This is a genomic window from Enterococcus diestrammenae (assembly GCF_049384045.1).
Classification (GTDB): domain Bacteria; phylum Bacillota; class Bacilli; order Lactobacillales; family Enterococcaceae; genus Enterococcus_C; species Enterococcus_C diestrammenae.
Map to the genome: position 1 here is coordinate 301857 of NZ_JBMRGR010000001.1, position 23553 is coordinate 325409.

Below are 23553 nucleotides of genomic sequence, written 5' to 3' on the forward strand. Positions count from 1 at the left end.
TCCAAAAAGTATCTTAAAGATCAAAAAGATTGATGGTTCTATGTTTTCACGGAACATGAAACAAATTTTGTGTTATTTACCGAAGTTATCCACAAAAAAATCTGTTTTACGTAATAAAAAAAGCAGTCGGCTTTTCCACAACGAAAAGACGACTGCTTTTTTAGACTAAAAATAAAATGGCTACCTTTCAATAATGAAACGAAGGCAGCCTATGACTAGCTAAGTCCTAAGACAACTCATAAAAATTATCTTATTTAATGGGGATGTTTTTCAATAAATTAGTGGTTTAGATAATCAAAGAGACCGGCGACCGTCTTATCTTGTAGTTCAACTGCTTGCCCATCCAACAAGACTTTTGTCACACGGGAGTTGTCTTGCAGTTCAGGGACTTCCAAATATTGGGCCGCTAAAAAGGCATTTGCCGTCTCGTAGGTTTTGACTTTCTCAGCACCACCGACAGGAATATAGTGAATTTCTAACATGAAAAAGACCTTCTTTCTTTTTGTTAGTAATAGTATACCTCGCTTTCACAAATAATGGTTGTTGGCATACTCGTGAAAAAGGATAACCAAAAGCATTCGAAGATTTGATAGAATGAAGCAAAGAAACGGCTCTGAGAAATGGGGATTGAATATGAAAATATTTTTAATTGAAGATGATGAGGCACTGGCCAAAGTAGTAAAAGAGGCTATTGAAAAATATGGATTTGAGGTAACGGTTCCGGTAGATTTTGCTGATTTAGTGGGGGAGTTTAGTAAATTGATGCCGGATTTGGTCCTTATGGATATCAACTTGCCTTATTTTGATGGTTTTTATTGGACACGAGAGTTGCGAAAGCTATCCAATCTGCCCATCATCTTTTTGTCTGCTCGAGATCATACGATGGATCAAGTGATGGCGATGGAATACGGCGGAGATGATTATTTGGTGAAACCTTTTGCCAATGAAATCTTGATTGCGAAAATCAAAAGCCAACTCCGGCGAACCTCCGGCGAATACTCGGTAGCTGGTGAGCGGATTTTGACCTATCGTGAATTACAGTATTTTCCTGAACGTTTAGAAATTCGCTATGGCGATAAAAAAGAATTTCTGACGAAAAAAGAAGGGGAATTGATGGAACTATTGATAGAAAATGCCCCAACCATAGTTAAACGTGAGACTTTTTTGATGAAGCTGTGGGATGATGAGCGCTTCGTGGATGACAATACGCTATCTGTGAATATGGGGCGTTTACGAAAAAAATTGGAGGACATGGGCTTGGTGGCTAAGATTCATACGTTGCGGGGCCAAGGCTACCAATTGGATTGGGGGCAAGGGTGATGGCCTTTTATGGGAAGACCCATTGGCTACAATTTTTGTTAGTCTTTACAGTTCAGCTTTTTGTAATTGTGGTGCTGGGTCTAGCACACAGTGAAAATTGGCGTTTATTAGTATACCTTTTGGCGGTGGGCACCCTCTTGCTGATTGGCTGTTTTCTCTTGGATTATTTTCGGAAACGGCGCTGGTATGATTTTCTGTCGGGAAAAAGTTCTGCATTGTTGCGAGGGGATACTGACAAAGAAAGTCGTCTCATTTTCGATAAGGTAAATAGCCTGCTTCAAAAACAAGAGGATCAGATACTCCAGTCCACCCGTGCAAGGGAACAACAAGTGACTTTTATGAACCTCTGGACCCATCAGATGAAGACCCCAATCAGTGTTTTGGAAATGATGGCCCAGGAAAATCAACTGGATTCAGTAGAAGTTTTGCGGGAGACGCAGCGTTTGAAAAGTGGCCTTAACTTAGCTTTAAACGAAGCGCGGTTAATCGGTGGCATGGCCCAGGATTTTACATTGCAGCAACTTTCATTGGAAAAAGTGGTCAATACCGCAGTGAATCAACAGAAAAATTTCTTTATCCAACACCAAGTATTTCCTGAGATGAAAATTTCAGAAAAGCTCGTGGTGATTTCGGATGAAAAATGGTTGCAATTTGTCCTTGAACAAATTTTGATCAATAGCATCAAATACTCAAAGGCTGGTAGCAAAGTTACTTTGACTGGAACAAGCTCTGAAGGCGCTCCTATTTTACGGATTGTTGACCATGGTGTTGGGATTCCACCAGCCGATTTGCCACGAGTCAAACGGCCCTTCTTCACCGGCGAAAATGGCCGTAAGTTCGGCGAGGCCACAGGGATGGGACTGTACTTGGTGGATCAAGTGAGCGAAGAGCTAGGGATTGCTTTTGCGATTGATTCCACAGTCGGTGAGGGGACCCAAGTGACTTTACGTTTTCCAGATGATGGGTTGCAATAATACTCTTAAAAAGATAAAGCTAAAGGAAGACCAGCATTTTTATGTGTAGGTATTCCTTTTTTTTGCTATAGGCGACTGTTTTTAGTTTCTTACGACTTTGTAAGCTTTTTGTCAACTTGACAGATAGGTAAAAGCTAGCTTCCTTGGTAAACTATGGATACAAAGAAGTCCTGTCAAATACATATGGGTAAGGGCAGGTTAAAGGAGGAAAAACACCATGGCATTGCTAGAAATCAAGCAATTGGTGAAAAACTACAGTGGAGAAGTTACTGTTGAAGTGTTGAAAGGCATCGACTTAAAGATTCAAAAAGGGGAATTTGTAGCAATCATGGGGCCTTCAGGAAGTGGTAAGACGACCTTGCTTAACTGTGTGGCGACTTTGGATCAGCCAACTTCTGGCAAAATCCTTTTGGAAGGGGAAAATCCCCATGAATACAATAAAAATAAATTGGCAGATTTTCGCCGTCAAAAACTTGGCTTTGTCTTCCAGAACTACAATTTGCTCGCACCGTTGACAGTAGTGGAAAATATCGTCTTACCATTGACGTTGGACCGGGAAAAGCCGGTAGTGATGCTAAAAGAAGCAGAACGATTGATGACAGAGTTGGGGATTGCTCATTTGCGTAACAAGCGAATTTATCAATTGTCTGGTGGGGAAGCACAGCGGGTATCGATTTGTCGGGCGTTGATTCATAATCCTAGTTTGATCTTGGCGGATGAACCCACTGGTAATCTCGATTCGAAAGCTGCCAATGCTGTGATGGAGCTTTTGTCAGCCATGAATCAAGAACGACAAGTGACGACATTGATGGTGACCCATGATGCCTTTTCAGCAAGTTTTTGTAATCGGGTCATCTTTATCAAAGATGGCCGCTTTTACAATGAAATCTATCTTGGAGAAGATCGCAATGCCTTTTACCAAAAAATCTTGACGGTGTTAAGTCATTTAGGAGGTCGTTCTCATGAGCTTCTTCAAGCTGATTATTAATAATGTTCTGCGTTCTGCGCGGACTTATGGCAGCTATTTTCTCGCCAGTACGTTTTCCGTCTTTGTCTTTTTCACTTTTGCCATGTTGACCTTCCATCCACAAATGCGTGGCGGGATTCAAGGCTCTAGTGGGGATGTATCGGAACTCGCAGGTTTCGGGATGATTGCTAGCCAAGTGTTGATCGTCTTACTATCGATTATTTTTCTTTGGTATTCTTTTTGGACCTTCGTCAAAGCTCGCAAGCGAGACTTGGGGATTTATTTGATGCTGGGGATGAAGCCTAAAGATCTACGAAAGATTTTATTTGGGGAAAATATGCTGATTGGCTTCGCTTCGATCTTTACTGGTGTTGGGCTCGGTGTCTTGTTTACTAAGGTAATTTTGATCGTGATTCAAAATCTGTTAGGGATTATTACCGGTTTGCGGTTTTACTTCCCGACTTTGGGAATCTTACTAACTGTGGTGGTCTTTTTGGGGCTGTATCTGTTGATTAGTTTGATTATGACTTTGCGAATCGAGACAGAAACATTGAGCCAACTGGGGAAAAGTGATGAAACGCCACAACCTCTGCCTAAGACCCATCCGTTGCTAGTCGTTTTAGCATTTATGTGTTTAGCTGGTGGCTATGGTTCACTGGTGTACTTTATCTATGGTTCGTCGGGCATGGGACTTCTTTTAGTGTTGGCCTGCGTGTTGTTGACTGTCTTGGGTACCTTCTTGTTTTTCCATCAAGTGGTGGTGTACTTCTACAAAGGAGCCAAAAAAAGCAGTAGCTATTGGCAAGGAAAGAAATTGCTCGGTATTGCAGAAGGGATCTACAAAGCCAAAAGTAATGCTACCATGTTTGCTTTGATTGCTTGTACCGCTTCGGTAGCTTTAGTTGGGATTTCGGTGACAGTGGCTTTGGGAAGTTCTGAGACGGGTAGCCGGAATAGTATTTCTACCGCCTTCGTACTAAACGAAAGCGTCACAAAGGCTGATCAGGTCACCAATACGTCAAAGACTGCTCAAGAAATGATCAACATCATCAAAGCTGGTGGGCATACTCCCCTTTATAGTCAAGTCATTACTTATCCCATGGGTTATCAAGAAAAAGGGGCCCAAGATCAAGAAGTCGGGACTTACATTGCTTATTGTATGAAGGCTTCTGATTACAATCAGGTAGCCAAGAAATTTGGCTTTGAAGCGCTGCATCCCAAAGCCGATGAAATCATTGCACCGGCTTCAACGGCGGTGGAAGAAAACAAATATCAGGAAGAGGAGCTTAGTCAGCGGCAACAAACGTTAGAAGTTGACTTGCAGTCTGGCACAAAAGAGATTACATTGACTTCCCAACCAGTGCGGTTTCGGATTGCTAATATGTATCGCTTCTTTATTGCGCCAGATGATATGGTAGCTCAATTTCAGATTGCAGAAGACGATAATTACCCAATGATTCGTTACCAGTTATTAGACTTTAAAGAATGGCGCACCGATGAAAACGTCAATCAAAAACTATTGACCTTGCTCCACGACAAACAGGACAAATACGAGGAACTTTCCATGGCGCCAGTCGATGAAAACTTGTCAGACAAAGAAATGGAAGAACATTGGGAAAAACTCTACAACGACTATTATTTACAATATGAATCCCGCTATGAAGGCTGGCAAAAACAACGCCAGTCCAACGGCTTGATTTTGATGATTGGGGTCTTATTAGGCGGCGTCTTCTTCATCTTTACGGCGTCTATCATGTATTTCCGCTTATTTGGCGATTTGGACAAAGAAGGGCGTTACCATCGCAGTTTGTATCAATTGGGCCTACAACCAAAACAACGACATCAAATCGTGACTAAGCAATTGGTAGGGATGTTTTATATCCCGATGCTTGTGGCGACGATTCATTCGGCAGTGGCTTATTGGGGGATTGTTCAGTTATCCTCTTTGAATCTCTGGCATTACTTTTTCATCATTATTGCTTGTTATGGTGGGTTGATGACGCTATTGTTTATCATTTGTCGCTGGCGTTATCTGGTCCATTTGGATGTACGAGCAGAAAATCCTCAAGGGTTTTAAGCATAAATAAGTTTAAGACGGCTGCCATTTTGGGCCGTCTTTTTAGGTTCTCCTTGAATAAAGGGCACAAGCGATTTTATTCCGACACTAGTTTGGTGGCAGAATTTACAGAACTTTTACATCCCTTCACCCAATCTTTACCTGATGTTGGTGGTGCCTTTACATGAACTTGTTAGACTATGCTTGTAAGTCAGTGAGGCAGCTGCGAGCGTGACAGGCTGTTTACCAACTGATGAAGCAGGTCATTGTGTGTGACTATCAAGGAGGAATAATCGTGAAAAAAGTGAAAAAAATGAGTCTGATAGTTCTTGCAGCCGGTTTATTATTGGCGGGCTGTGGCAAAGGAAACGGAAGTGGAAATGCCGCGAGTGACGCTAGCAGTAAAAGCAGTGAAGCTGTCAAAATTACTGCCGTGGGATCGACAGCATTGCAACCATTGGTAGATGCAGCACAAGAAAGCTTTACACAGGAAAACGCTAATTATCAAATCTCTGTCCAAGGGGGCGGAAGTGGGACAGGGTTGTCTCAAGTTGCCACCGGGGCCGTGACTATTGGCAACTCAGATGTTTTCGCAGAAGAAAAAGATGGCGTCCCTGCTGATGAGTTAGTGGACCATAAAGTGGCTGTCGTTGGCATGGCACCAGTAGCCAACAAAGAGGTGGGGATCAAAGAATTGACCAAAGCCCAACTCATTGATATCTTCACGGGTAAGACCACTAACTGGCAAGATGTTGGTGGGAAAGACCAAGAAATCGCTGTTATTAACCGAGCATCTGGAAGTGGCACGCGGGCAACTTTTGAAAAATGGGCGCTAGATGGCGCTGAGGCTATCCAATCTCAAGAACAAGATTCTTCCGGAACGGTGAAAAAGATTGTGGCGGAAACACCAGGAGCCATCAGTTACTTGGCGTTGTCATATTTAGACGATAGCCTACAAGCCTTGACAGTCGATGGTGTTGCACCCACTGCGGAAAAAATTGCTACGAACGACTGGAAAATCTGGTCCTATGAACATATGTACACGAAAGGCGAGCCTGATGCCGCTACCAAGAAGTTCCTTGATTATATGTTAGAAGCCGATGTGCAACAAGGCGTGGTAAAAGACTTGGGCTACTTGCCAATCACAGATATGAAAGTCGAGCGCTCGGCTACTGGTGAAGTGAAAGACTTGTAGAAGTGAAAACGACAAAGACAGCCTCACGGAAAACAGGAATCCGTGAGGCTGTCTTTGTTGTTGGCTTGGTATGTTGATATCTAGAGTTGTTACTACCTAATTTACTTGTTTTACATAGATTTAGCGATACCATTCTGGTTTGTCACCATCGGTATTTGGTTTGTTGACTCCAAGGGAACTCTTTTGGTATAAGGCGGGATTTTGGATGATTTTTACCACCAAATCGGCAACGCTAGCGCGGGAAACTTCTGTCCCTTTAAATGGTGTGCCTTTTTCCGTCAGCTCATAGTCGACTTCTGTTTTGTTGCTGAGCCAAGCCGGGCGAATAATGGTGTAATCCAGACCGGAAGCTTCGATGATTTTGGCGGCAGCACGATAGGTTTCCAAATACCCACCGTCTAGCATGTCATGATTCCATTTCCCATAGGCACCGGGAACCTCATCGTAAATACCCAAAGTAGAAATCCAAATGAGACGAGAGACCCCGCCTTTTTTCATCCCTTTGACGACAGCGGTGGCTTGGGCTTCGATATTGCTGCCAGAAAGGTTGGCGTAGACGAGATCGACATCTGGCAACGCTCGCTGAATATCAGCTTCATTGGCAGCGTCGCCTTCAAAAAGGGTAATGCTAGGGGAGGCGTCACTGGCTAGGCGTTGACTATCCCTTAAAAACCAAGTTTGTTGAATCTCCGGCGCCTCTGCTGCTAACTGTGTTTCGACTAAGCGAGCGATCTGTCCATGGGCACCTAAAACCAATACTTTCATGATAATTCCTCCAATTATTGGTGAATACTTGCCATCCTTACTCAAGCATCCTTAGTGTAGGAGTAGGAATGATCTTACATGTCTAGTTTTAGACGGGAAAGCTCTTTTGGTCAAAGAATCTTTCTTGGTTTTTGAAAGGGATTAGACAGACGTTGGCTAGTGTCGTGTTTCGGTGCTGTTACGAGTAACTTTTTTTGACAAAGCTGCGTTTACTTGTTCCAGAGAGGGGCAGGACTTTAGTCAAAACAATGTGGGAAAGACAAGATTTGATTTTCCCAAGGTTACTTTATATGTTATGCTAAGTAAAATAAAACAGTGAATAGAAGAGGTAGTGAATATGGCTGATTTAGTCTTTGAAATCTTCTTTCAATGGATTTTTGAAAGAACTCCTGCCGGTGCTAGTCAGAGAAGATTTATCATCCAAGGGATTGTGCGCAGCTTTCTATACTTGTTGATTCTGGGGCTTATTTTAATGGTAACAGTTGGATTTTTGAAACTGTCTCATCTGATAGGATCGTTATTTTTTGGAGCTTTTTTTCTGGCCCTGCTCTATTGCTTTATTCGTGTGACTCGTGGATCTTTGCATAACTATCGAGCAACGTTCAACGATTAAAAATAAGCTTTGCCAGGTCTACCAAGAAAATCCTTCATCCCTTGATTCTTTTGAAAAAGGATCATAAAAACTGCTGGTTCACTGTCAAAGTGGCCAGCAGTTTTTATTTGTAGACTTTATTTTACGGATTAGCAAAATAAGAATTACACATTCGTTGGTACCTACCAATTCCGCTTTCAAGCAAGTGTTTTTTCGGAAATAAGTCCATTCTATTTGGTTAATTTGGGGAAAGCAACAGAAAAGGTGGAGCCCACCTGTGGATGACTGGTCAAATGGAGGGTGCCCCCAAGTTTTTCGGTATAGTCTTTTACGATGGCTAAACCGAGTCCCGTACCACCAGAATGCCGGGCCCGGGCTTTATCGACGCGATAAAAACGCTCGAAAATCCGTTCCTGGTCATCTTGGTCAATGCCCAATCCTTGATCACGAACCGTGACTTCCAGTTGGTCTGCCGCTGTCAGGCGCCAGCTGAGTTTCACCTGGCTATTTTTTGGAGAATACTGGATGGCGTTTTCCACCAAGTTTTTGATAATAGGGTAGAAGAACTCTCGATTGGTTAACCAGTAAGTCGGTTCGCTACCCGTCAAGGTTAAGGTTACTTGCTTCTCTGCCAATAGCTGACGATAGCTGTCTTTCAGTTGCTGGAAGAGCGTCGGGAGTTCGATAGGTTGCAGTTCGTATTGCAATTCAGCTTCGGTTTTGGAAAGTTGAATGATATCTTGGATCAGGCGTTGCAGACGTTGGGCATCTTTTTGCATAATCACGAGAAATTCTTCGGTGATTTCAGGATCATGCATGGCTCCTGCCAGCAAGGTTTCTGTAAAGCCAATCAAGGAAGTCACCGGTGTTTTCAGTTCATGGGAAACATTGCTGACAAAATCTTTTTGCATTTTTTCGAGTTGGCGCACACGAGTCAGATCATAAGAAATTCCCATCAGCTGTTTTTGCTCATTAAAAAGACGGAGGTTGATGTCCAGTACTTTTTCTTCTGGGAGCTTTAGCCGCAATTCTTCTTGGAGGACTGGCTGGTGCTTGTTGATCCGGTAGATGAGTTGGATCAAGCCAGGATCTTTTATCACACTGGCAAATTCCGTTGGCAAGCTGAGCGTTCCCGTGATGCCAAGCTGTTCTTGCATGGTGGGATTGATCATCACTAGCTGTTGCTCTTCGTCCAAAATAAAGACGCCAATCATCAATTCGTTGAGTAAGGTATGAAGCTGATTTTCAGTAGCGGTATAGGCTTGGTAAGTTTGGCTGAGTTGCTCGCTTAACTGGTTGATGGTCTGATAAAGTTCCTGCCATTGAGGTGAAGTCTGCATAATCAGTTCGGTTTTTTGAGGTTGGGTTGCCATTTTTTTCAGCACCGGTAAGATTTTTTCGATGGGGCGATTTTTTTGTCGTAAAAAATACAGCACCAAAAAGGTTATCAGCAGGCATAAAACACTGTATACGAAAAAGATCGATTGCCGTACCGAGCCGGCTTCGGCCATAAAGGTGGCAGTGGGCTCAGCAATCCGAATGATATTACTGAGATGGCCATCAGTCATCACTGGAATGGCTACATAGAGCAGTTCCTTGTTCAAGGTATCGCTTTGCCGCAAAGAGACTCCCAGCTTACCCCCTTGTAACAAAGTTTTGATTTCCGGGCGATCACTGCGGGTACCTTCGAGACTAGGGTCATAGGTATCAAATAAGATCGCCCCATCAGCAGCCAGCAAGGTGATGCGTTCGTCAGAAGAGGTGACGTAGTGTTGGCTAAGGTCTTTTAGACTATCCCCGCCACCATTTAGTTCTGCCATGTGCATCAACAGGCTGCCTTTTTTTTCCAAATAAGTCTGTTGCTGATCCAAAACCTGACGCTGGTAAAAGCCTGCAATCAATTGCCAAGCGCCGATGAAAATGACCAATAAAACTGCTAACCAGGCGAGGGATTCCCCATAGTGCTTTTTCATTGTTTGGGCTCCTGAAATTTATACCCAAAGCCCCGTACGGTCACCAAATACTCAGGATTTTTGGGGTCTTTTTCGATTTTTTCTCGCAGGTGGGAGACGTGGACATCCACGATCCGACTTTGGCCGGCAAAGTCAAACTTCCAAATCCGATCCAATAGCGTGTCGCGATCAATCACGCGATCTTTGCGTTTCATAAAGTACACTAGCAGTTCGAATTCTTTCGGTGTCAAAAAGATTGGCTCTTTGGCAACCGTCACTTCAAAATTAGCCAAGTCAGCGGTAATTTCGCCAATCGTCAGGATGTCACTTTTGGCTTCTTGGTCACTAGCTGCAGCTGCCGCATTGTGGGGGAGATTTCGCGGTTGCAGACGCCGGAAAATCGCCTTCATCCGAGCAGAAACTTCCCGCGGGCTAAAGGGTTTGGTGAGATAATCGTCAGCTCCAATTTCCAAACCTAAAATGCGGTCGATGGTTTCATCTTTAGCAGTCAATAATAAAATCGGCGTATCAACTTTTTCTTGCCGCAATTTCTTGGTAATTTCCATGCCGTCTAATCCTGGTAGCATGATATCCAAAATAATAAAATCAAAGGCTTGGTGCAACGCCAAGTCGTACCCGGTTAAGCCGTCATTGGCACTGGTAACGTGATAACCTTCTTTTTCGAGATTGAAGCTTAGTAAGGTGACGATGGAGGATTCATCGTCGACAATCAATACTTTTTTCATGAAAATCTCCTTTTGTAACTAGAGTGAATGGTGCCAAAGCTTGTTAGCAAGTGCAGGCACCAAAGACCATATAATTGGCTTCATTTTAGCATAGAATCCAGTAGGCTACTATTTTAGTAAGCAGAAAAATGCTATAATGGCAACTGAAGTTTCGGATTTTGTTGAAGTAACCGCGGTGAAAGGAATAAGTCATGAGGAAATCAAGTCGTGATTGGAATTAGCGCCTGTTTAGGCGGACTTTTTTGTCGCTATGATGGCAATACGCAGGAGCTGACAGACTTACGCCCTTTGATTGAAGCGGGGCAAGCCCAACTAATCTGCCCGGAAGTCCTTGGAGGGCTCCCAACGCCTCGCGAACCCGCTGAAATCATTGGTGGGGATGGCTTTGACGTCTGGCAGGGGCAAGCCCAAGTGGTCAATACGGCCGGAGTCGATGTCACAGAAGCCTATAAAAACGGTGCTCGAAAAGCTTATCAACAATTGCAAGCCCAAGGGATCCAGCAAGTGATTTTGAAGGAGCGCAGTCCGTCTTGTGGCAGTCAGCTGATTTATGACGGTAGCTTTTCAGGTACCCGTGTTAGTGGGGTGGGAGTAGCTACTGCTTATTTTTTGAAGCGGGGAATCACTGTTTACACTGAAGACAATTACCATGAGCTACTTGATGGCTTAGCAGTTACGTACAAAGATTAAGGGAGTGGAAACGATGGAGATTGAAAAAACCAATCGCATGAATGCTTTGTTTGAGTTCTACTCCACTTTGCTGACGGAAAAGCAGATGAATTATATGGAGTTGTACTATGCCGATGATTTTTCTTTGGGGGAGATTGCCGAAGAATTTCAGGTGAGTCGTCAGGCAGTTTATGATAACATAAAGAGGACTGAAAAAATTCTGGAGGACTACGAGCGCAAACTGCATATGTTCTCTGATTACATCGTCCGTAATGAAGTGCTGGAAAAACTGACGACTTATGTCAGCGAGCACTATCCTAAAGATGCTATCTTGCAAGGTTTTATTGAAGAAATCCAAGAAATCGATGAATAAAGGAATGAAAATGAATGGCATTTGAAAGCTTAACAGAACGCCTACAGTCGGCCATGAGCCGCCTTCGTAAAAAAGGAAAGGTAACCGAAGCTGACGTCAAAGAAATGATGCGGGAAATCCGCCTTGCTTTACTTGAAGCCGACGTCAATCTGCAAGTCGTCAAAGAATTCACCAAAAATGTCCGGGAGCGGGCGGTGGGTTCAGAAGTTCTAGAAAGTCTCTCCCCAGCGCAACAAATCGTTAAAATCGTCAATGAAGAACTGACCAAAACCTTAGGGGAAGAAACAGTCGGTCTCAATAAATCACCAAAAATCCCGACAGTCATCATGATGGTGGGGCTACAAGGGGCCGGGAAAACCACGTTTGCTGGTAAGCTGGCCAATTATTTGAAGAAAAATGAAAATGCACGGCCGTTAATGATTGCCGGAGACGTTTATCGTCCAGCAGCCATCGACCAATTGAAAGTCTTAGGACAACAATTGGATGTGCCTGTTTTTGATATGGGGACCGACGTCAGCCCGGTGGAAATCGTCCGTCAAGGGATGGCTGTAGCCCAAGAAAAGAAAAATGACTATGTCTTGATTGATACCGCCGGCCGTTTGCATATCGATGAAGCCTTGATGGATGAGTTGAAACAAATCAAAGAGGTCGCCCAACCAGATGAAATCTTACTGGTGGTGGATGCCATGACCGGGCAAGATGCGGTGAATGTTGCCGATAGCTTTAATGCCCAGTTAGGTATCAGTGGGGTGATCATCACCAAACTCGACGGGGATACCCGTGGTGGTGCAGCGCTGTCCATTCGTCAAGTGACTGGCGCACCGATCAAGTTCACCGGGACTGGTGAAAAATTGACGGACTTGGAAGTCTTCCACCCAGACCGGATGGCTAGCCGTATTTTGGGAATGGGGGACATGCTGACCCTGATTGAAAAAGCCCAATCCGAATACGATGAAAAACAAGCCGAAGAACTGGCCCGCAAGATGAAGGAAAATTCCTTTGACTTCAACGACTTTATCGAACAGATGGATCAAGTTCAAAACATGGGACCATTGGAAGATTTGATTAAGATGATACCGGGCATGAGCCAAATTCCAGGCATCGAAAATGTCAAAGTCGATCCGAAAATGTTGGCTCGCCAAAAAGCCATCGTTTTATCCATGACGCCTGCTGAACGGGAAAATCCGGATTTGCTCAATCCAAGTCGCCGCCGCCGAATCGCAGCGGGTTCCGGGAATTCCGTAGTGGAGGTCAATCGCTTTATCAAACAGTTCAAGGAAAGCCAAAAAATGATGCAACAAATGTCCAAAGGTAGTATGCCGGCGGGGATGGACCAAATGTTTGGGACCGGCGTCAAAGGCAAACTTGGCAAGATGGCTATGAACCGCATGGTGAAAAAGAATAAGAAGAAAAAGAAAAAACGGAAATAAAACTAATGACAGACAGTTAGGGCAAATTACCTGGAAATTTTTACAGGTGATTTGTTCTTTTTTTGTGGTGTTAAAATGGTGAAATGTGGCTCCGTAGGATTGGGGTGACGGTAGCTGGACCGGACAAAGCCAAACGAAAGGCGTGTTTGGCTTTGTCCTTTTCGCTTCAAACTTAGAGTAAGTGACGCAAGCACCCCAACTCTAAGTAATTCATCTGGAATCCTGAGAGCTACTGTCACGCCAATCCTACTCCGCCACATTTCACCACTTTCTACGATAAGAGTAGCTGAGCTAGGAAAATTTTCGGATTTTTGGATTGTGTTTAGAAATTGCCTTCCGTATAACTCTTGTTTTTTTGCAATCGGGAGGAAAGGCTTTCTTCGTTTAGTAAAAATTCCACCTAGATTCCAAGATTTGTGTTATAATTTGATTAGAGAAATTTAGTAACCGCTTTTTGTAAGAGGTTGCATTAGAAGGGTTAAGGGAGAATATGAAATTTTGGCGTATGGCAAATGTGTATTGGTGTGTGTTGTTTATTTCTTTGGGAATCTTTGTTAGTCAGTGGGAGTTCAATGTAACCGCTACCCGTAGTGAATCGGCGTCCCGCATGCTAGCTTATGCTGTTTTGGGGATTGGTGCGCTTTTGATTCTTTTCATCCAGCTGGCATGGCGCTATTATTTGGCGGGTAAGGAAACAAATAAAAAAGTTGAGCCAAAAAGAAAAGCGGGGCAAGGGAATCTTGTTTAAAAATATTCATAAATGATTTCCTCTATTTTCATAAAGTAGTTGTCTTAGGTATTTTCTAGTTGCCAAAAAAACAACACCGTGCTACTCTAAGACTACTAAAAAATGAAATGAGGGATCCTCCGTTGAAAAACTAATTTGACCTGTTGAAGCTGCATCAAGACTGATTTCTTGTGAAGACAAGGGATGAGTGTGCAGATTTTCAGGACAAATGGTTTTTCGATGGTGGGTCTTTTTTGCTGTTTTTGCAGTGTGATACTGAGGGCTACAACGCCGATGTTTTGTCGCAAACAGCCGATACAGACCTGAATATCGCAAAGCCTTGTCCTGTAAATTGGCGAGGTTTTTTGTGTTTTTCGGCAAGAATTCAATAATCTGAAAAACACAAATCAAAAAGGGGTGAAACGATGTCAACTATTGAAATAAAACATTTGACATTTGGTTATGATAATCAAGGGACTGAGCTGTTTTCGGATGCGGAGTTGACGCTACAGACCGAGTGGAAGTTGGGTTTGATTGGTCGTAACGGACGTGGCAAGACCACGTTATTAAACTTATTGCAAAACAAGCTTCCCTATGCTGGAACAATCCAGCACCGGGTTAGTTTTACGTATTTTCCACAGGCAGTGACGGATCCGACGCAGCTGACTTATTATGTCTTGCAAGAACTGACGGATTTTGAAGATTGGAAAATTCAACGGGAATTGAATCTGTTGCAGCTGGATCCAGAGATTTTGTGGCGGGAATTTGGCACTCTTTCCGGCGGAGAACAGACGAAGGTATTGTTGGCACTGTTATTTGTGGATGAAGTGAATTTTCCATTGATTGATGAGCCGACCAATCATTTGGATGTGGTAGCCCGCAAACAAGTGGCGGATTATTTGAAGCAAAAGCGGCAGGGATTTATTTTGGTAAGTCATGATCGTGGTTTTGTGGATCAGGTGGTGGATCATGTCTTGTCCATCGAAAAAAGTCGTTTGGTGTTGTACCAAGGGAACTTTTCCGTCTACGAAGAACAAAAAGGCATGCGTGATCGCTACGAACAAGAGCAAAACCAGAAGCTAAAAAAAGAAATCGGACGTTTGAAGCAGACGGCAGCGGACAAAGCCGAGTGGTCCCGTGGACGGGAGAAAGATAAATATGGCAAGCCCAACGTCAAGGGCAGTGGTGCAATTGGTGATACTGGTGCAATCGGTGCGCGAGCTGCTCGGGTGATGAAAAAAGCCAAAAACCTCCAGCGCCGGATGGATAATCAGATTTCGGAAAAAGAGCAGCTGCTGAAAGATATTGAATACATCGATCCTTTGACGATTAATTATCAGCCGACCCACCACAAGTTGTTACTCAAAGTGACCGATTTGCAGCTTTCTTATGAGGGGAAACCGCTGTTTGATCCGCTATCTTTTGAGCTACATCAAGGCCAACGCTTGGCAATCCAAGGGGCGAATGGCTCGGGCAAATCCTCGATTATTCGCTGGTTGCAAGGAACCTTTGACGGAGAAGCAACTGGTGAAATCCTCCGACCCCAGCGACTGGCTGTAAGTTATGTGCGGCAAAACTATGAAGACAACCAAGGGACCTTGACCGAATTTGCGGAAAGTCATCATTTGAATTATCAAGATTTATTGAATAACTTGAAAAAACTTGGCTTTGAGCGGAGTGTCTTTCAAAATCCTATCCAAGACATGAGTATGGGGCAGCGAAAACGCGTGGAGCTGGCGAAGTCATTGGCGACTGCGGCTGAACTGTTTATCTGGGATGAGCCGTTGAATTACCTAGATGTTTTCAATCAAGAACAGTTGGAAACGATGATCACCGAGGTACAACCGACGATGCTAATCGTGGAGCATGATGAAACTTTTTTGAAAAATGTTGCCACTGAGGTGTTGTATTTAAGTAAGCCAAGTGAAGCGGAGGATAAAAAATGATGCAAGGAACAAATATCGCTCTGACGGAATACCGGGAGCAAGATGGGCTTGATTTTACTATGTGGCAATGGGATCCGGCCCTCATGTCTGGCTTGGCGGAGGATATTTACCACCCTTTTCAGGTGAAAGACTGGGAGGCGCTGTTTGCTGATACCCAAAGCAACGAGAATTTTGCTTTTGTGATCCGGCGACAAGCAGATGATCAAGCGGTGGGTTTTATTACGCTGTCTGATGTCAAAGTCAAAAATCGCAACGGTGAGCTAGGACTAGCAATCTATGATCCAGAAAGCCGGGGCAAAGGCTATGCTAAAGAAGCTTTGCAACTGATGCTAGCCTTTTGCTTTGATCATATCGGCTTGCACAAAGTTCGCCTATCCGTCCATAGTTTCAACAAGCCAGCGATTGCGCTGTACGAAAAAATCGGCTTTATTCTGGAAGGCACCAATCGTGAAAGTATCTTTCATGAAGGTCAGTGGTATCCTCAGTATGACTATGGATTGTTGCAAAAAGAATGGCGTACCTTAAAGGAGGCCCAACAATTATGAAGCAAATCCTTGAAACTCAGCGATTGATTTTGCGGGAATGGCAACCAGGGGAGGAGGCGTTATTGGCAACTTTTCTCGGGGATGACCGTGTGATGCATGCCTATGAGGGTGGTTTTAATGAAGCGGAAATCGCTAAGTGGCTGCGATGGAATCTAGCCTCTTATGCCGAACATGGTTTTGGCTTATGGGGGATTCAGCGGAAATCTGACGGCAAGCTGATTGGTGAATGTGGTCTTACCATGCAAGAAGTGGAAGGAGAAAGGTTTCCGGAAATCGGCTATCATTTGATTTATGATGCCTGGCACCAAGGTTATATGACCGAAGCGGCGCAGGCGGTGAAACACTACGCTTTTAAAACGCTAGGGTTATCAGCGGTGGCTTCCATCGTACGAGACACCAATCTAGCTTCTATGAACGTGGCGATTCGCAACGGCATGACCGCCCGCAAGCGATTTGTCAAAGTCTATCGTGGTGTGACTATGCCCCATTATCTTTTTGCAGTCTCGTCAGCTGAGACTAATCAATCAAGCCAATAAAATACCGTGGGACTAGCTCGTAATGAGGGAGTCCCACGGTATTTTACTTTAGTTGCGTAGAAATGAGGATGAGTGGCTAGAACGACGAAAGCCAAGTAACAAGGGAATGCTTAGTGTTTCTGACCATAAAATTTGTTCTTTTAGTTTGTCAGTTCCTCATAACAAAAACAAGTTACCAGATGGTCGTTAACGATGCCGACTGCTTGTAAAAAACTATAGATAATCGTCGTTCCTACAAATTTGAAGCCACGCTGTTTTAAATCTTTACAGATCTCATCAGATAATTCACTGCTGGCAGGGACTTCAGCTGCATGTTGCCAATGATTTATCACCGGTTGGCCATTAACAAAGTGCCAGAGATACTGACTAAAACTACCAAATTCTTCTTGAAGTGCCTGTACTTGTTGGGCGTTGTGGATTGCTGCTTCGATTTTGCGACGATTGCGAATAATCCCCGCATCCTGCATCAGTTCTTCAACTTTTTCAGCTGAGAATGCTGCCACCTTATCGATCGCAAAATTTTCGTAAGCTACCTCAAAATGGGCCCACTTTTGTAAAATTGTATTCCAACTCAAGCCAGCTTGATTCATGTCCAACACTAGCTTGGCAAACAGTTTTTGATCATCAAACTCTGGCCTTCCCCAGATTTGATCATGGTATTGGCGCATCTGCTCATTAGCTTCCGCCCAATCACAACGTTTTTTGGTCATGTTATCCCCCTCTTTTTCCGTAATTTCCTTTTAGCCGTTGTTTAGTCTTTCTTAATAGTCTACCAAATTTTTCAGAAAAATGTTGTGGACTAGAAGTGTATTAGTTATGATAGTACACGTAGAACACCTCAATCGAAAGAGGAAGGATGTGGTGGCATGATTACGATTGATAAAGGTTCCAGTAAACCTTATTATGAGCAGCTGATTCTCAGTGTCAAAGAGGCGATTTTGCAAGGCATTTTACGACCAGGAGACAAGTTGCCTTCTGTACGGGAACTGGCTAAGGAGCTATTGATGAATCCAAATACGGTGGCCAAAGCCTACAAAGTCTTGGAAATGGAACAAACGTTAGTAACTATCAAAGGCAAGGGAACTTTCGTCAAAGCAGCTTCAGATTTGCCTCGAGATGAAGTCCGTGTGGGGCAATTAAAACAAAAACTTGAGGAGTTAGTGGTGGAAGCCGCTCATTTGCAAATTTCCGAAGCTGAATTAATCAATTGGCTACAACAAAACTATCGCCAAATGGGAGGGAATCGGACATGAAAGTGACCAACTTACGAAAACAAATGAATGAAGAAATCATCATTACCCAGATTAATTTTGAATTGTTTGAAAATGAAATCGTCGGGCTAATTGGGCGCAATGGGTCCGGAAAAACCACCTTATTTCGCACGATTGCCGGCAATTACCTACCAGAAACTGGGGATATCCAGGTGGCAGGCGCATCGATTTATCAAGACCCGACGAAAAAAGCTGAGATTTTCTATATTGATGAATTGGATAATTTCTTATCGGGGTATACCCTTAAAAAACTCAATCACTTTTACCGTTACGCCTATCCAAAGTTCGATCAAGACCTGTACTTGCAGCTGCTGGCTGAAAACCAGTTTCCTGAGCATCTGAGCTATCGCCGGATGTCAAAGGGGATGCAGGGCTTATACCAGATGATTTTAGCGATTGCTTCCGGTGCCAACTATTTATTGCTAGATGAACCTTTTGACGGTTTGGATGTGATCGTGCGTAAAAAAGTGATCGGACTTTTATTGGAACATGTCGCTGAAAAGGGCTGTAGCGTCTTGATTGCTTCCCATAATCTGAAGGAACTAGAAGATATCATCGATCGTGCTTTGTTACTGAAGGGCAAGACGATTGTCCGGGAGTATCGCCTGGAATCCATGAGAGAAAATGCGCGAAAACTGCAATTGGTTTTCAAAACGAAAAAGGTGCCGGCTGTCGTAAAAGAAAATTCAAAATTATTGACTATTCAAGGACGAGTGATTACTGCTGTTTTTGAGCGCTTTACACCGGAGTTGGAACAAGCTATCCAGGCGTGTGAACCGGTCTTGATGGAAGAGTTGCCATTATCATTGGAAGATTTATTTGAAGCCAATTTGAACCGGGAAAGCATGATCCAATAGGAGGGATGACAATGATCAAACAAATCTATCGCCAACGTTATGGCAAAATAACACTTTCAGTAGTGGTAGTGATCTTACTGTATTTTTGCGGGGTGGGTTATAGCGCTGTGCATAACTGGCATACCAATCAAAAATGGTTGCACTCAGATGATTTTCGGGAAGAATACCGGGAATATCCCTCAGAGTATTACACTTACGATGGAGAAGGCAATGCCATCACTCATTATTATGATCTTGCCACCTATATTGAAGAGGAATCCTATTTTTGGAAGAGCTATGACACGAGTGAAGGGCCTAGCTATCGGACAATCGATGAGCTACGAGAACAGATGAAACCAGCAAACTTCGATCCCAAGCTAGAAACCTATAGCAGCTACCAGGAGACTTTGGGTCAAGTAGTGATTGGTTTGATTGCTTTATGCGGGTTTCTCCTCTTTTTCGTCGACCAAAAAACAGCTTTCAATCGTTTCCTATTTAGTCTACCTGTCAGTCGCAAAAAACTCTTTATGAACAAGCTGATTCAAGTAGGCTTACCTATTTTAGGGAGTTTTTTGGTGGGAAGTATCTTAAATGTAGTAATTTTACACCTGGGAGTTCCGCAACCATATATGAATGCTAGCTGGGGCCAACTGCTGGCTTCGGTGGGTACTAGTTTTAGTACGTGTTTGCTAGGGTTTAGTGTGAGTGTGTTTGTCGGCACGATGGTAGGAAATATCGTCTTTGGTCCTTTGGCATACTTGTTGTTGCTGGCTTCCGGGACACAACTTCCTTATGTCTTGTTTAATTTAATGGATACGTTGAATATCTTGTTACGAGGGAAAAGTGCTAATTATAGCAATAGTTATTTTCGCATCTTTACTTGGGATATCGGTAAAAGCAGTGGCTATTGGCAGGCCGCCCTGGTGATGCTGCTAGTGAGTGGTGCCTTGCTTTTCTGGGCCTACCGCAAATACCAAGTTCTCTCATTAGAAAATGATGGGGAATTCTTACTTTACCCAGAATCTCGTTGGCCGGTTTGGTTCCTGTTGACTGGCTATACCTTCATTATTTTACTCTTTAGTTTTACGAACACATGGCATACTTATCTGTACGCTCAACGAATCGATAGCAGTTATTGGTCCTATCCATTACGAGAGGTCGTCGTTTCCATGATTATCCAATTGTTGATTGCAATTGCTTTGTCTACTTCGCTACTATTCTTCGGTGGCATCCGCAAGTTTTTGCATGAAAAATGGGATGCACATTTGGAGAAAAAAGCCCTCAAAGGTGGTGGCTAAAATGAAACCACGAGATCAAGCAATACAAACAACGCTACGGGATAGTTCTTGGGAAAGAAAACTGACATCGATCTTGCTGGTCATCTATTTGGTTTTACTCACGTGGAGCATTCTTTTTAAACTGGCCACCAATCTGGATCAGCTAGTTTGGGGCAGCTATCGCCAGGTGAATCTGATTCCCTTTGCCGGTTCAGCCATCGTCAATGGGCATATCCAGCTAAATGAAATCGTCTTAAACGGACTGGCTTTTGTGCCATTAGGACTGTATTTTCAGATGATCTGGGGGAGCAGGTGGCATTTTGGTCAAAAACTGGCACTGGTAATTGCCATCAGTGCCAGCTATGAAGCTTTGCAATACCTTCTAGGCATCGGCGCAACGGACATCACCGACCTCCTGATGAACACCACTGGCGGTTTGGTGGGGCTCTGTCTGTATTCCATTTTGGCACGTATTTTCGGCGATGATATCCGAAGAGGACTCGTTATTTTAGCCTTGATTGCCACTCTTTTATTAGTCCTCTTATTAGGATTGTTGATTGGGTTGAACCGCTAAACGCTTTTTCAGTAAGAAACTCCTCTTTGATGGTGTCTGACAGACACTGCTAAAGAGGAGTTTTTCTTATGTTTGACTGTATCTACCTTTCGATACCTCAATGGCCAAGTGATTTTCTGGCATGCAGACGGTTTTTACATAGTAGGAGAAGGATACATATTGAGGTGTGACGTAGGATTGGCTATGGTAGCAATGAAAAGGATTACAATTTCAAGGAGGAACTTATGAAAGAGATTATTGCCTATTTAGATGACAACAAAGTCTGGGAAAAGGAGGACATCGCTGCTGAGAAATTGACCATCATTAATTATGCTTTTGCAAATATTCAGGGACTAACAATCCTGCGGGATCTGAAAAAGATTCATTTGATCAATGAGCTGAAAGCCGAACATCCCCATTTGCGAAGTTGTATCAGTATCGGCGGCTGGAGTGCTGATGGCTTTTCCGATGGTGTAGCAACCAAGGAAAATCGGGTGGTGTTGATTGCAAATCTTGTCGCTTATATGGAAAAATACCACTTTGATGGCATTGATTTGGATTGGGAATACCCGGGGATGGATTTAGCGGGGATCAAAGCAAGCCCAGACGATGCCCAAAACTTTCTGTATTTTGTCAAAGAGCTACGTCAAGCGTTGGATAAACAAGGTGCCGAAACTGGCAAATACTATTTATTGACCGCTGCAATTGGTGCTGCGAAAAAATTACTGGATACTATGAGTCCGAATGAGGCGTACGAATATGCCGATTATTTAGATTTTATCAATGTCATGACCTATGATATGCGAGGCAGTTTTACCCATCAAGCCGGTCACCATACAAATTTGGCCTCTTATCCAGATGGGGATTTATCCGTGATGCAGGCGGTAAATAACTTGCGGGCGAAAGGCGTCCCTAATGAAAAAATCGTAATTGGAGCCGCTTTTTATAGTCGTATTTGGCGGGGATTTCCTGCAGACACCGCTATGCCAGTGGGAGCTTTGGCGGAAGGCACCGGTGGCGAGACCAATAATTATAATCAGTTGAAACCACTTTTTGAAGCCCATCCGGAAAACCTTTATTGGGATGAAGCTGCTTACGCTCCATACTATTTTGATGGGGAGATGTATCTGTCTTTTGACAATCCGCGTTCCATGAGGGAAAAAGCCCAGTATATTCTAGCTGAAGATTTGCGAGGCTTGATGTTTTGGGAGTATTCCTTAGATTTGACGGGGGATTTATTAGGGGCTGCGGCGGAAGTGTTGCAAGTTTCCCACGAGACCGAAATGAAATAAGAAGAGTAGCAAACGGAGGGGTTATTTGATAGCGATCTAAAGTATAAAAAAACAGACAGCCATCACGTGGCTGTCTGTTGCATTAAAGGTTTAAGCTTTCAGTTTATTGTAGAAGTCTACGTATTTAGAAATAATGGTCCGGAAGAAGTTCACAGTACCTTCTGCAATGTCACCGTTGTCATCGATTAGATTATTGATCCCACCGATGTAAGCTTCCGGTTGTTGGAGAGTCGGCATATCCAAGAAGACCAAGGATTGACGAAGGTGATGGTTAGCCCCAAAGCCAGAAATCGCACCAGGTGAGACGGAAACCACCAAGGCGGGTTTGCCACCCCAAACGCTTGCCCCATAAGGACGAGAACCAACATCTAAAGCATTTTTCAAGGCTGCTGGTACGGAGCGGTTATATTCAGGTGTGAAGAAGAAGAAACCATCCAAGGCTGCCGCCTGATCACGAAAAGCTTGCCATTCCACAGGGACTTTGCCGTCGACATCTAAATCTTCATTGTATAATGGCAAATTGCCAATTTCTAAAAAGACTGCTTCAAAATCTGCTGGCAATAATTCTGCAAATTTTTCGGCAACTTTCTTGTTGTAAGAAGCTGTCCGCAGACTTCCTACGATGAAACCAATTTTGACTGTCATAAAACATCCTCCTATACATTAGATAAAATAATTAAAGTTTTTTCTCTCTGATTTAAGTGTACCGACAGTTGGTGATTTTAACAAAGAATATGCTTTGTACCGGTTTTTGAGCTTTTTTTGAGGGGAGAGAGACGGTGGGAAAAGGATCTTTTTTAAGCTGTAAAGAAAAAACTCTTTACACCGTTGGAAAAACCTGTTAAACTACCCATTGTGAGAAAAATATATGGAGGTGTAAGTAATGGCAGTAAAAATCCGTTTGAAACGTATGGGTTCTAAAAAGAAACCTTTTTACCGTATCGTGGTAGCTGATTCTCGTTCTCCTCGTGATGGACGATTCATCGAAACTGTAGGGACATACAACCCTTTGGTTAATCCAGCAGAAGTCGTGATCAAAGAAGATTTAGTTTTGGATTGGTTGTCTAAAGGTGCGCAACCTTCTGACACAGTTCGTAATATCTTGTCTCAACAAGGCGTTATGAAAAAACATCACGAAGCTAAATTTACGAAATAAGGTGACCTTAGATGACTGACTTAAGAGATTTAGTCTTAACCATCGTTCGTCCCTTAGTCACTAATCCAGATCAAGTAAACTTGGAGGTTGTCGAATCCGATGACTTTTTCGAGTACAACTTGACTGTCGCTCCTGAAGATATCGGACGCATCATCGGCAAACAAGGTCGTGTGGCCAAAGCCATCCGCACTATCGTTTACGGTGTCCGTACGGAAGGACCGAAAAAAGTCCGTTTGAATATCTTAGACGGTAAAGAATAATAGCTACACACACCAATCCTTACTAGTAGGGTTGGTGTTTTTTGTTTGCCCAGCATGGGCAAACTCTTAAGGGTTAAAGTCCCTAACGTGTCCCAGTAACGGAAAACGTATAGCT

General features: G+C 43.5%; 26 protein-coding genes. 20 read left to right on the forward strand and 6 right to left on the reverse strand.

Going from position 1 to position 23553, the window contains the following annotated elements; genetic code table 11:
* Positions 1–278: 278 nt before the first annotated feature.
* Positions 279–482, reverse strand: coding sequence for a hypothetical protein (locus ACO03U_RS01480; RefSeq protein ID WP_204684668.1), 204 nt, complete (start codon positions 480–482; stop codon positions 279–281).
* A 151-nt stretch (positions 483–633) separates the two neighbouring features.
* On the opposite strand from ACO03U_RS01480, the gene ACO03U_RS01485 reads away from it, so the two are divergent.
* From ACO03U_RS01485 to ACO03U_RS01505, 5 genes are all read left to right on the forward strand, one after another.
* Positions 634–1320 carry a response regulator transcription factor gene (locus ACO03U_RS01485; RefSeq protein ID WP_204684667.1) on the forward strand — a complete coding sequence of 229 codons (687 nt, stop codon included), beginning with the start codon at positions 634–636 and terminating at the stop codon, positions 1318–1320.
* Positions 1320–2294, forward strand: a complete 975-nt coding sequence (locus ACO03U_RS01490) for a sensor histidine kinase (protein WP_204684665.1) — start codon at positions 1320–1322, stop codon at positions 2292–2294. Before ACO03U_RS01485 ends, ACO03U_RS01490 begins: the two co-directional genes overlap by 1 nt.
* A gap of 217 nt (positions 2295–2511) precedes the next feature.
* Positions 2512–3282 (forward strand): ABC transporter ATP-binding protein, encoded by a 771-nt coding sequence (locus ACO03U_RS01495; RefSeq protein WP_204684663.1) that lies wholly within the window; start codon positions 2512–2514, stop codon positions 3280–3282.
* Entirely contained in the window at positions 3257–5338 is a 2082-nt protein-coding gene (locus ACO03U_RS01500; RefSeq protein WP_204684662.1) for an ABC transporter permease, read from the forward strand. Before ACO03U_RS01495 ends, ACO03U_RS01500 begins: the two co-directional genes overlap by 26 nt.
* A 283-nt stretch (positions 5339–5621) precedes the next feature.
* Positions 5622–6512 (forward strand): phosphate ABC transporter substrate-binding protein PstS family protein, encoded by an 891-nt coding sequence (locus ACO03U_RS01505; RefSeq protein WP_204684968.1) that lies wholly within the window; start codon positions 5622–5624, stop codon positions 6510–6512.
* 120 nt (positions 6513–6632) lie between these two features.
* Here the strand turns inward: ACO03U_RS01505 and ACO03U_RS01510 are convergent, their stop codons facing one another.
* Positions 6633–7280, reverse strand: a complete 648-nt coding sequence (locus ACO03U_RS01510) for an SDR family oxidoreductase (RefSeq protein ID WP_204684964.1) — start codon at positions 7278–7280, stop codon at positions 6633–6635.
* A 334-nt stretch (positions 7281–7614) separates the two neighbouring features.
* Between ACO03U_RS01510 and ACO03U_RS01515 the strand changes: the two genes are divergently transcribed.
* Entirely contained in the window at positions 7615–7890 is a 276-nt protein-coding gene (locus ACO03U_RS01515) for a hypothetical protein (protein ID WP_204684661.1), read from the forward strand.
* Between the two features lie 209 nt (positions 7891–8099).
* On the opposite strand, the gene ACO03U_RS01520 is transcribed toward ACO03U_RS01515, so the two are convergent.
* Together ACO03U_RS01520 and ACO03U_RS01525 are read right to left on the reverse strand one after the other, a co-directional pair.
* Positions 8100–9842 carry a sensor histidine kinase gene (locus tag ACO03U_RS01520; RefSeq protein ID WP_204684660.1) on the reverse strand — a complete coding sequence of 581 codons (1743 nt, stop codon included), beginning with the start codon at positions 9840–9842 and terminating at the stop codon, positions 8100–8102.
* Positions 9839–10567: a response regulator transcription factor gene (locus ACO03U_RS01525; RefSeq protein ID WP_204684659.1), complete on the reverse strand. Its 729-nt coding sequence runs from the start codon at positions 10565–10567 to the stop codon at positions 9839–9841. Before ACO03U_RS01525 ends, ACO03U_RS01520 begins: the two co-directional genes overlap by 4 nt.
* A 207-nt stretch (positions 10568–10774) precedes the next feature.
* On the opposite strand from ACO03U_RS01525, the gene ACO03U_RS01530 reads away from it, so the two are divergent.
* From ACO03U_RS01530 to ACO03U_RS01560, 7 genes are all read left to right on the forward strand, one after another.
* Positions 10775–11257, forward strand: coding sequence for a 2-thiouracil desulfurase family protein (locus ACO03U_RS01530; protein WP_204684658.1), 483 nt, complete (start codon positions 10775–10777; stop codon positions 11255–11257).
* Between the two features lie 13 nt (positions 11258–11270).
* Positions 11271–11609, forward strand: a complete 339-nt coding sequence (locus ACO03U_RS01535; RefSeq protein WP_204684656.1) for a putative DNA-binding protein — start codon at positions 11271–11273, stop codon at positions 11607–11609.
* A 14-nt stretch (positions 11610–11623) separates the two neighbouring features.
* Positions 11624–13039: a signal recognition particle protein gene (gene ffh, locus ACO03U_RS01540; protein WP_204684654.1), complete on the forward strand. Its 1416-nt coding sequence runs from the start codon at positions 11624–11626 to the stop codon at positions 13037–13039.
* Positions 13040–13529: 490 nt separating this feature from the next.
* The gene (locus ACO03U_RS01545) at positions 13530–13787 is read left to right on the forward strand and encodes a DUF3923 family protein (protein ID WP_204684652.1); all 258 of its coding nucleotides are present in this window, start codon (positions 13530–13532) and stop codon (positions 13785–13787) included.
* A 404-nt stretch (positions 13788–14191) separates the two neighbouring features.
* Positions 14192–15712 (forward strand): ribosomal protection-like ABC-F family protein, encoded by a 1521-nt coding sequence (gene abc-f / locus ACO03U_RS01550; RefSeq protein ID WP_204684650.1) that lies wholly within the window; start codon positions 14192–14194, stop codon positions 15710–15712.
* Positions 15709–16257, forward strand: coding sequence for a GNAT family N-acetyltransferase (locus tag ACO03U_RS01555; protein ID WP_204684648.1), 549 nt, complete (start codon positions 15709–15711; stop codon positions 16255–16257). The genes abc-f and ACO03U_RS01555 overlap by 4 nt, the downstream gene beginning before the upstream one ends.
* Complete coding sequence (locus ACO03U_RS01560; RefSeq protein WP_204684646.1) at positions 16254–16793, forward strand: GNAT family N-acetyltransferase; 540 nt, start codon at positions 16254–16256, stop codon at positions 16791–16793. Before ACO03U_RS01555 ends, ACO03U_RS01560 begins: the two co-directional genes overlap by 4 nt.
* A gap of 140 nt (positions 16794–16933) precedes the next feature.
* Here ACO03U_RS01560 and ACO03U_RS01565 read toward each other — a convergent pair whose 3' ends face one another.
* Positions 16934–17503, reverse strand: a complete 570-nt coding sequence (locus ACO03U_RS01565) for a DNA-3-methyladenine glycosylase I (RefSeq protein ID WP_204684645.1) — start codon at positions 17501–17503, stop codon at positions 16934–16936.
* Between the two features lie 156 nt (positions 17504–17659).
* Between ACO03U_RS01565 and ACO03U_RS01570 the strand changes: the two genes are divergently transcribed.
* The 5 genes from ACO03U_RS01570 (at position 17660) to ACO03U_RS01590 (ending at position 22022) form a co-directional block, all read left to right on the forward strand.
* Complete coding sequence (locus ACO03U_RS01570; RefSeq protein ID WP_161869601.1) at positions 17660–18046, forward strand: GntR family transcriptional regulator; 387 nt, start codon at positions 17660–17662, stop codon at positions 18044–18046.
* On the forward strand, positions 18043–18921 hold the full coding sequence (locus tag ACO03U_RS01575) for an ATP-binding cassette domain-containing protein (protein ID WP_204684643.1): 879 nt from the start codon (positions 18043–18045) through the stop codon (positions 18919–18921). The genes ACO03U_RS01570 and ACO03U_RS01575 overlap by 4 nt, the downstream gene beginning before the upstream one ends.
* A gap of 11 nt (positions 18922–18932) precedes the next feature.
* Positions 18933–20198, forward strand: a complete 1266-nt coding sequence (locus ACO03U_RS01580; protein WP_204684641.1) for an ABC-2 transporter permease — start codon at positions 18933–18935, stop codon at positions 20196–20198.
* Position 20199: 1 nt separating this feature from the next.
* Entirely contained in the window at positions 20200–20751 is a 552-nt protein-coding gene (locus tag ACO03U_RS01585) for a VanZ family protein (protein ID WP_204684639.1), read from the forward strand.
* 224 nt (positions 20752–20975) lie between these two features.
* Positions 20976–22022, forward strand: a complete 1047-nt coding sequence (locus ACO03U_RS01590; protein WP_204684637.1) for a glycoside hydrolase family 18 protein — start codon at positions 20976–20978, stop codon at positions 22020–22022.
* 90 nt (positions 22023–22112) lie between these two features.
* On the opposite strand, the gene ACO03U_RS01595 is transcribed toward ACO03U_RS01590, so the two are convergent.
* Positions 22113–22667 (reverse strand): NADPH-dependent FMN reductase, encoded by a 555-nt coding sequence (locus ACO03U_RS01595; protein WP_204684635.1) that lies wholly within the window; start codon positions 22665–22667, stop codon positions 22113–22115.
* 238 nt (positions 22668–22905) lie between these two features.
* Here ACO03U_RS01595 and rpsP point away from each other — a divergent pair, with 238 nt between their 5' ends.
* On the forward strand, positions 22906–23178 hold the full coding sequence (rpsP, locus tag ACO03U_RS01600; RefSeq protein ID WP_161869595.1) for a 30S ribosomal protein S16: 273 nt from the start codon (positions 22906–22908) through the stop codon (positions 23176–23178).
* An 11-nt stretch (positions 23179–23189) separates the two neighbouring features.
* Positions 23190–23438, forward strand: coding sequence for a KH domain-containing protein (locus ACO03U_RS01605; protein ID WP_161869594.1), 249 nt, complete (start codon positions 23190–23192; stop codon positions 23436–23438).
* Positions 23439–23553: the final 115 nt, after the last annotated feature.

What these genes read in the sequence shown, in the direction of transcription:
- ACO03U_RS01480 (WP_204684668.1), bottom strand. Translation starts at nt 482, where the DNA reads ATGTTAGAAATTCACTATATTCCTGTCGGTGGTGCTGAGAAAGTCAAA.
- ACO03U_RS01485 (WP_204684667.1), top strand. Translation starts at nt 634, where the DNA reads ATGAAAATATTTTTAATTGAAGATGATGAGGCACTGGCCAAAGTAGTA.
- ACO03U_RS01490 (WP_204684665.1), top strand. Translation starts at nt 1,320, where the DNA reads ATGGCCTTTTATGGGAAGACCCATTGGCTACAATTTTTGTTAGTCTTT.
- ACO03U_RS01495 (WP_204684663.1), top strand. Translation starts at nt 2,512, where the DNA reads ATGGCATTGCTAGAAATCAAGCAATTGGTGAAAAACTACAGTGGAGAA.
- ACO03U_RS01500 (WP_204684662.1), top strand. Translation starts at nt 3,257, where the DNA reads ATGAGCTTCTTCAAGCTGATTATTAATAATGTTCTGCGTTCTGCGCGG.
- ACO03U_RS01515 (WP_204684661.1), top strand. Translation starts at nt 7,615, where the DNA reads ATGGCTGATTTAGTCTTTGAAATCTTCTTTCAATGGATTTTTGAAAGA.
- ACO03U_RS01520 (WP_204684660.1), bottom strand. Translation starts at nt 9,842, where the DNA reads ATGAAAAAGCACTATGGGGAATCCCTCGCCTGGTTAGCAGTTTTATTG.
- ACO03U_RS01525 (WP_204684659.1), bottom strand. Translation starts at nt 10,567, where the DNA reads ATGAAAAAAGTATTGATTGTCGACGATGAATCCTCCATCGTCACCTTA.
- ACO03U_RS01535 (WP_204684656.1), top strand. Translation starts at nt 11,271, where the DNA reads ATGGAGATTGAAAAAACCAATCGCATGAATGCTTTGTTTGAGTTCTAC.
- ffh (WP_204684654.1), top strand. Translation starts at nt 11,624, where the DNA reads ATGGCATTTGAAAGCTTAACAGAACGCCTACAGTCGGCCATGAGCCGC.
- ACO03U_RS01545 (WP_204684652.1), top strand. Translation starts at nt 13,530, where the DNA reads ATGAAATTTTGGCGTATGGCAAATGTGTATTGGTGTGTGTTGTTTATT.
- abc-f (WP_204684650.1), top strand. Translation starts at nt 14,192, where the DNA reads ATGTCAACTATTGAAATAAAACATTTGACATTTGGTTATGATAATCAA.
- ACO03U_RS01555 (WP_204684648.1), top strand. Translation starts at nt 15,709, where the DNA reads ATGATGCAAGGAACAAATATCGCTCTGACGGAATACCGGGAGCAAGAT.
- ACO03U_RS01560 (WP_204684646.1), top strand. Translation starts at nt 16,254, where the DNA reads ATGAAGCAAATCCTTGAAACTCAGCGATTGATTTTGCGGGAATGGCAA.
- ACO03U_RS01565 (WP_204684645.1), bottom strand. Translation starts at nt 17,503, where the DNA reads ATGACCAAAAAACGTTGTGATTGGGCGGAAGCTAATGAGCAGATGCGC.
- ACO03U_RS01570 (WP_161869601.1), top strand. Translation starts at nt 17,660, where the DNA reads ATGATTACGATTGATAAAGGTTCCAGTAAACCTTATTATGAGCAGCTG.
- ACO03U_RS01575 (WP_204684643.1), top strand. Translation starts at nt 18,043, where the DNA reads ATGAAAGTGACCAACTTACGAAAACAAATGAATGAAGAAATCATCATT.
- ACO03U_RS01580 (WP_204684641.1), top strand. Translation starts at nt 18,933, where the DNA reads ATGATCAAACAAATCTATCGCCAACGTTATGGCAAAATAACACTTTCA.
- ACO03U_RS01585 (WP_204684639.1), top strand. Translation starts at nt 20,200, where the DNA reads ATGAAACCACGAGATCAAGCAATACAAACAACGCTACGGGATAGTTCT.
- ACO03U_RS01590 (WP_204684637.1), top strand. Translation starts at nt 20,976, where the DNA reads ATGAAAGAGATTATTGCCTATTTAGATGACAACAAAGTCTGGGAAAAG.
- ACO03U_RS01595 (WP_204684635.1), bottom strand. Translation starts at nt 22,667, where the DNA reads ATGACAGTCAAAATTGGTTTCATCGTAGGAAGTCTGCGGACAGCTTCT.
- rpsP (WP_161869595.1), top strand. Translation starts at nt 22,906, where the DNA reads ATGGCAGTAAAAATCCGTTTGAAACGTATGGGTTCTAAAAAGAAACCT.
- ACO03U_RS01605 (WP_161869594.1), top strand. Translation starts at nt 23,190, where the DNA reads ATGACTGACTTAAGAGATTTAGTCTTAACCATCGTTCGTCCCTTAGTC.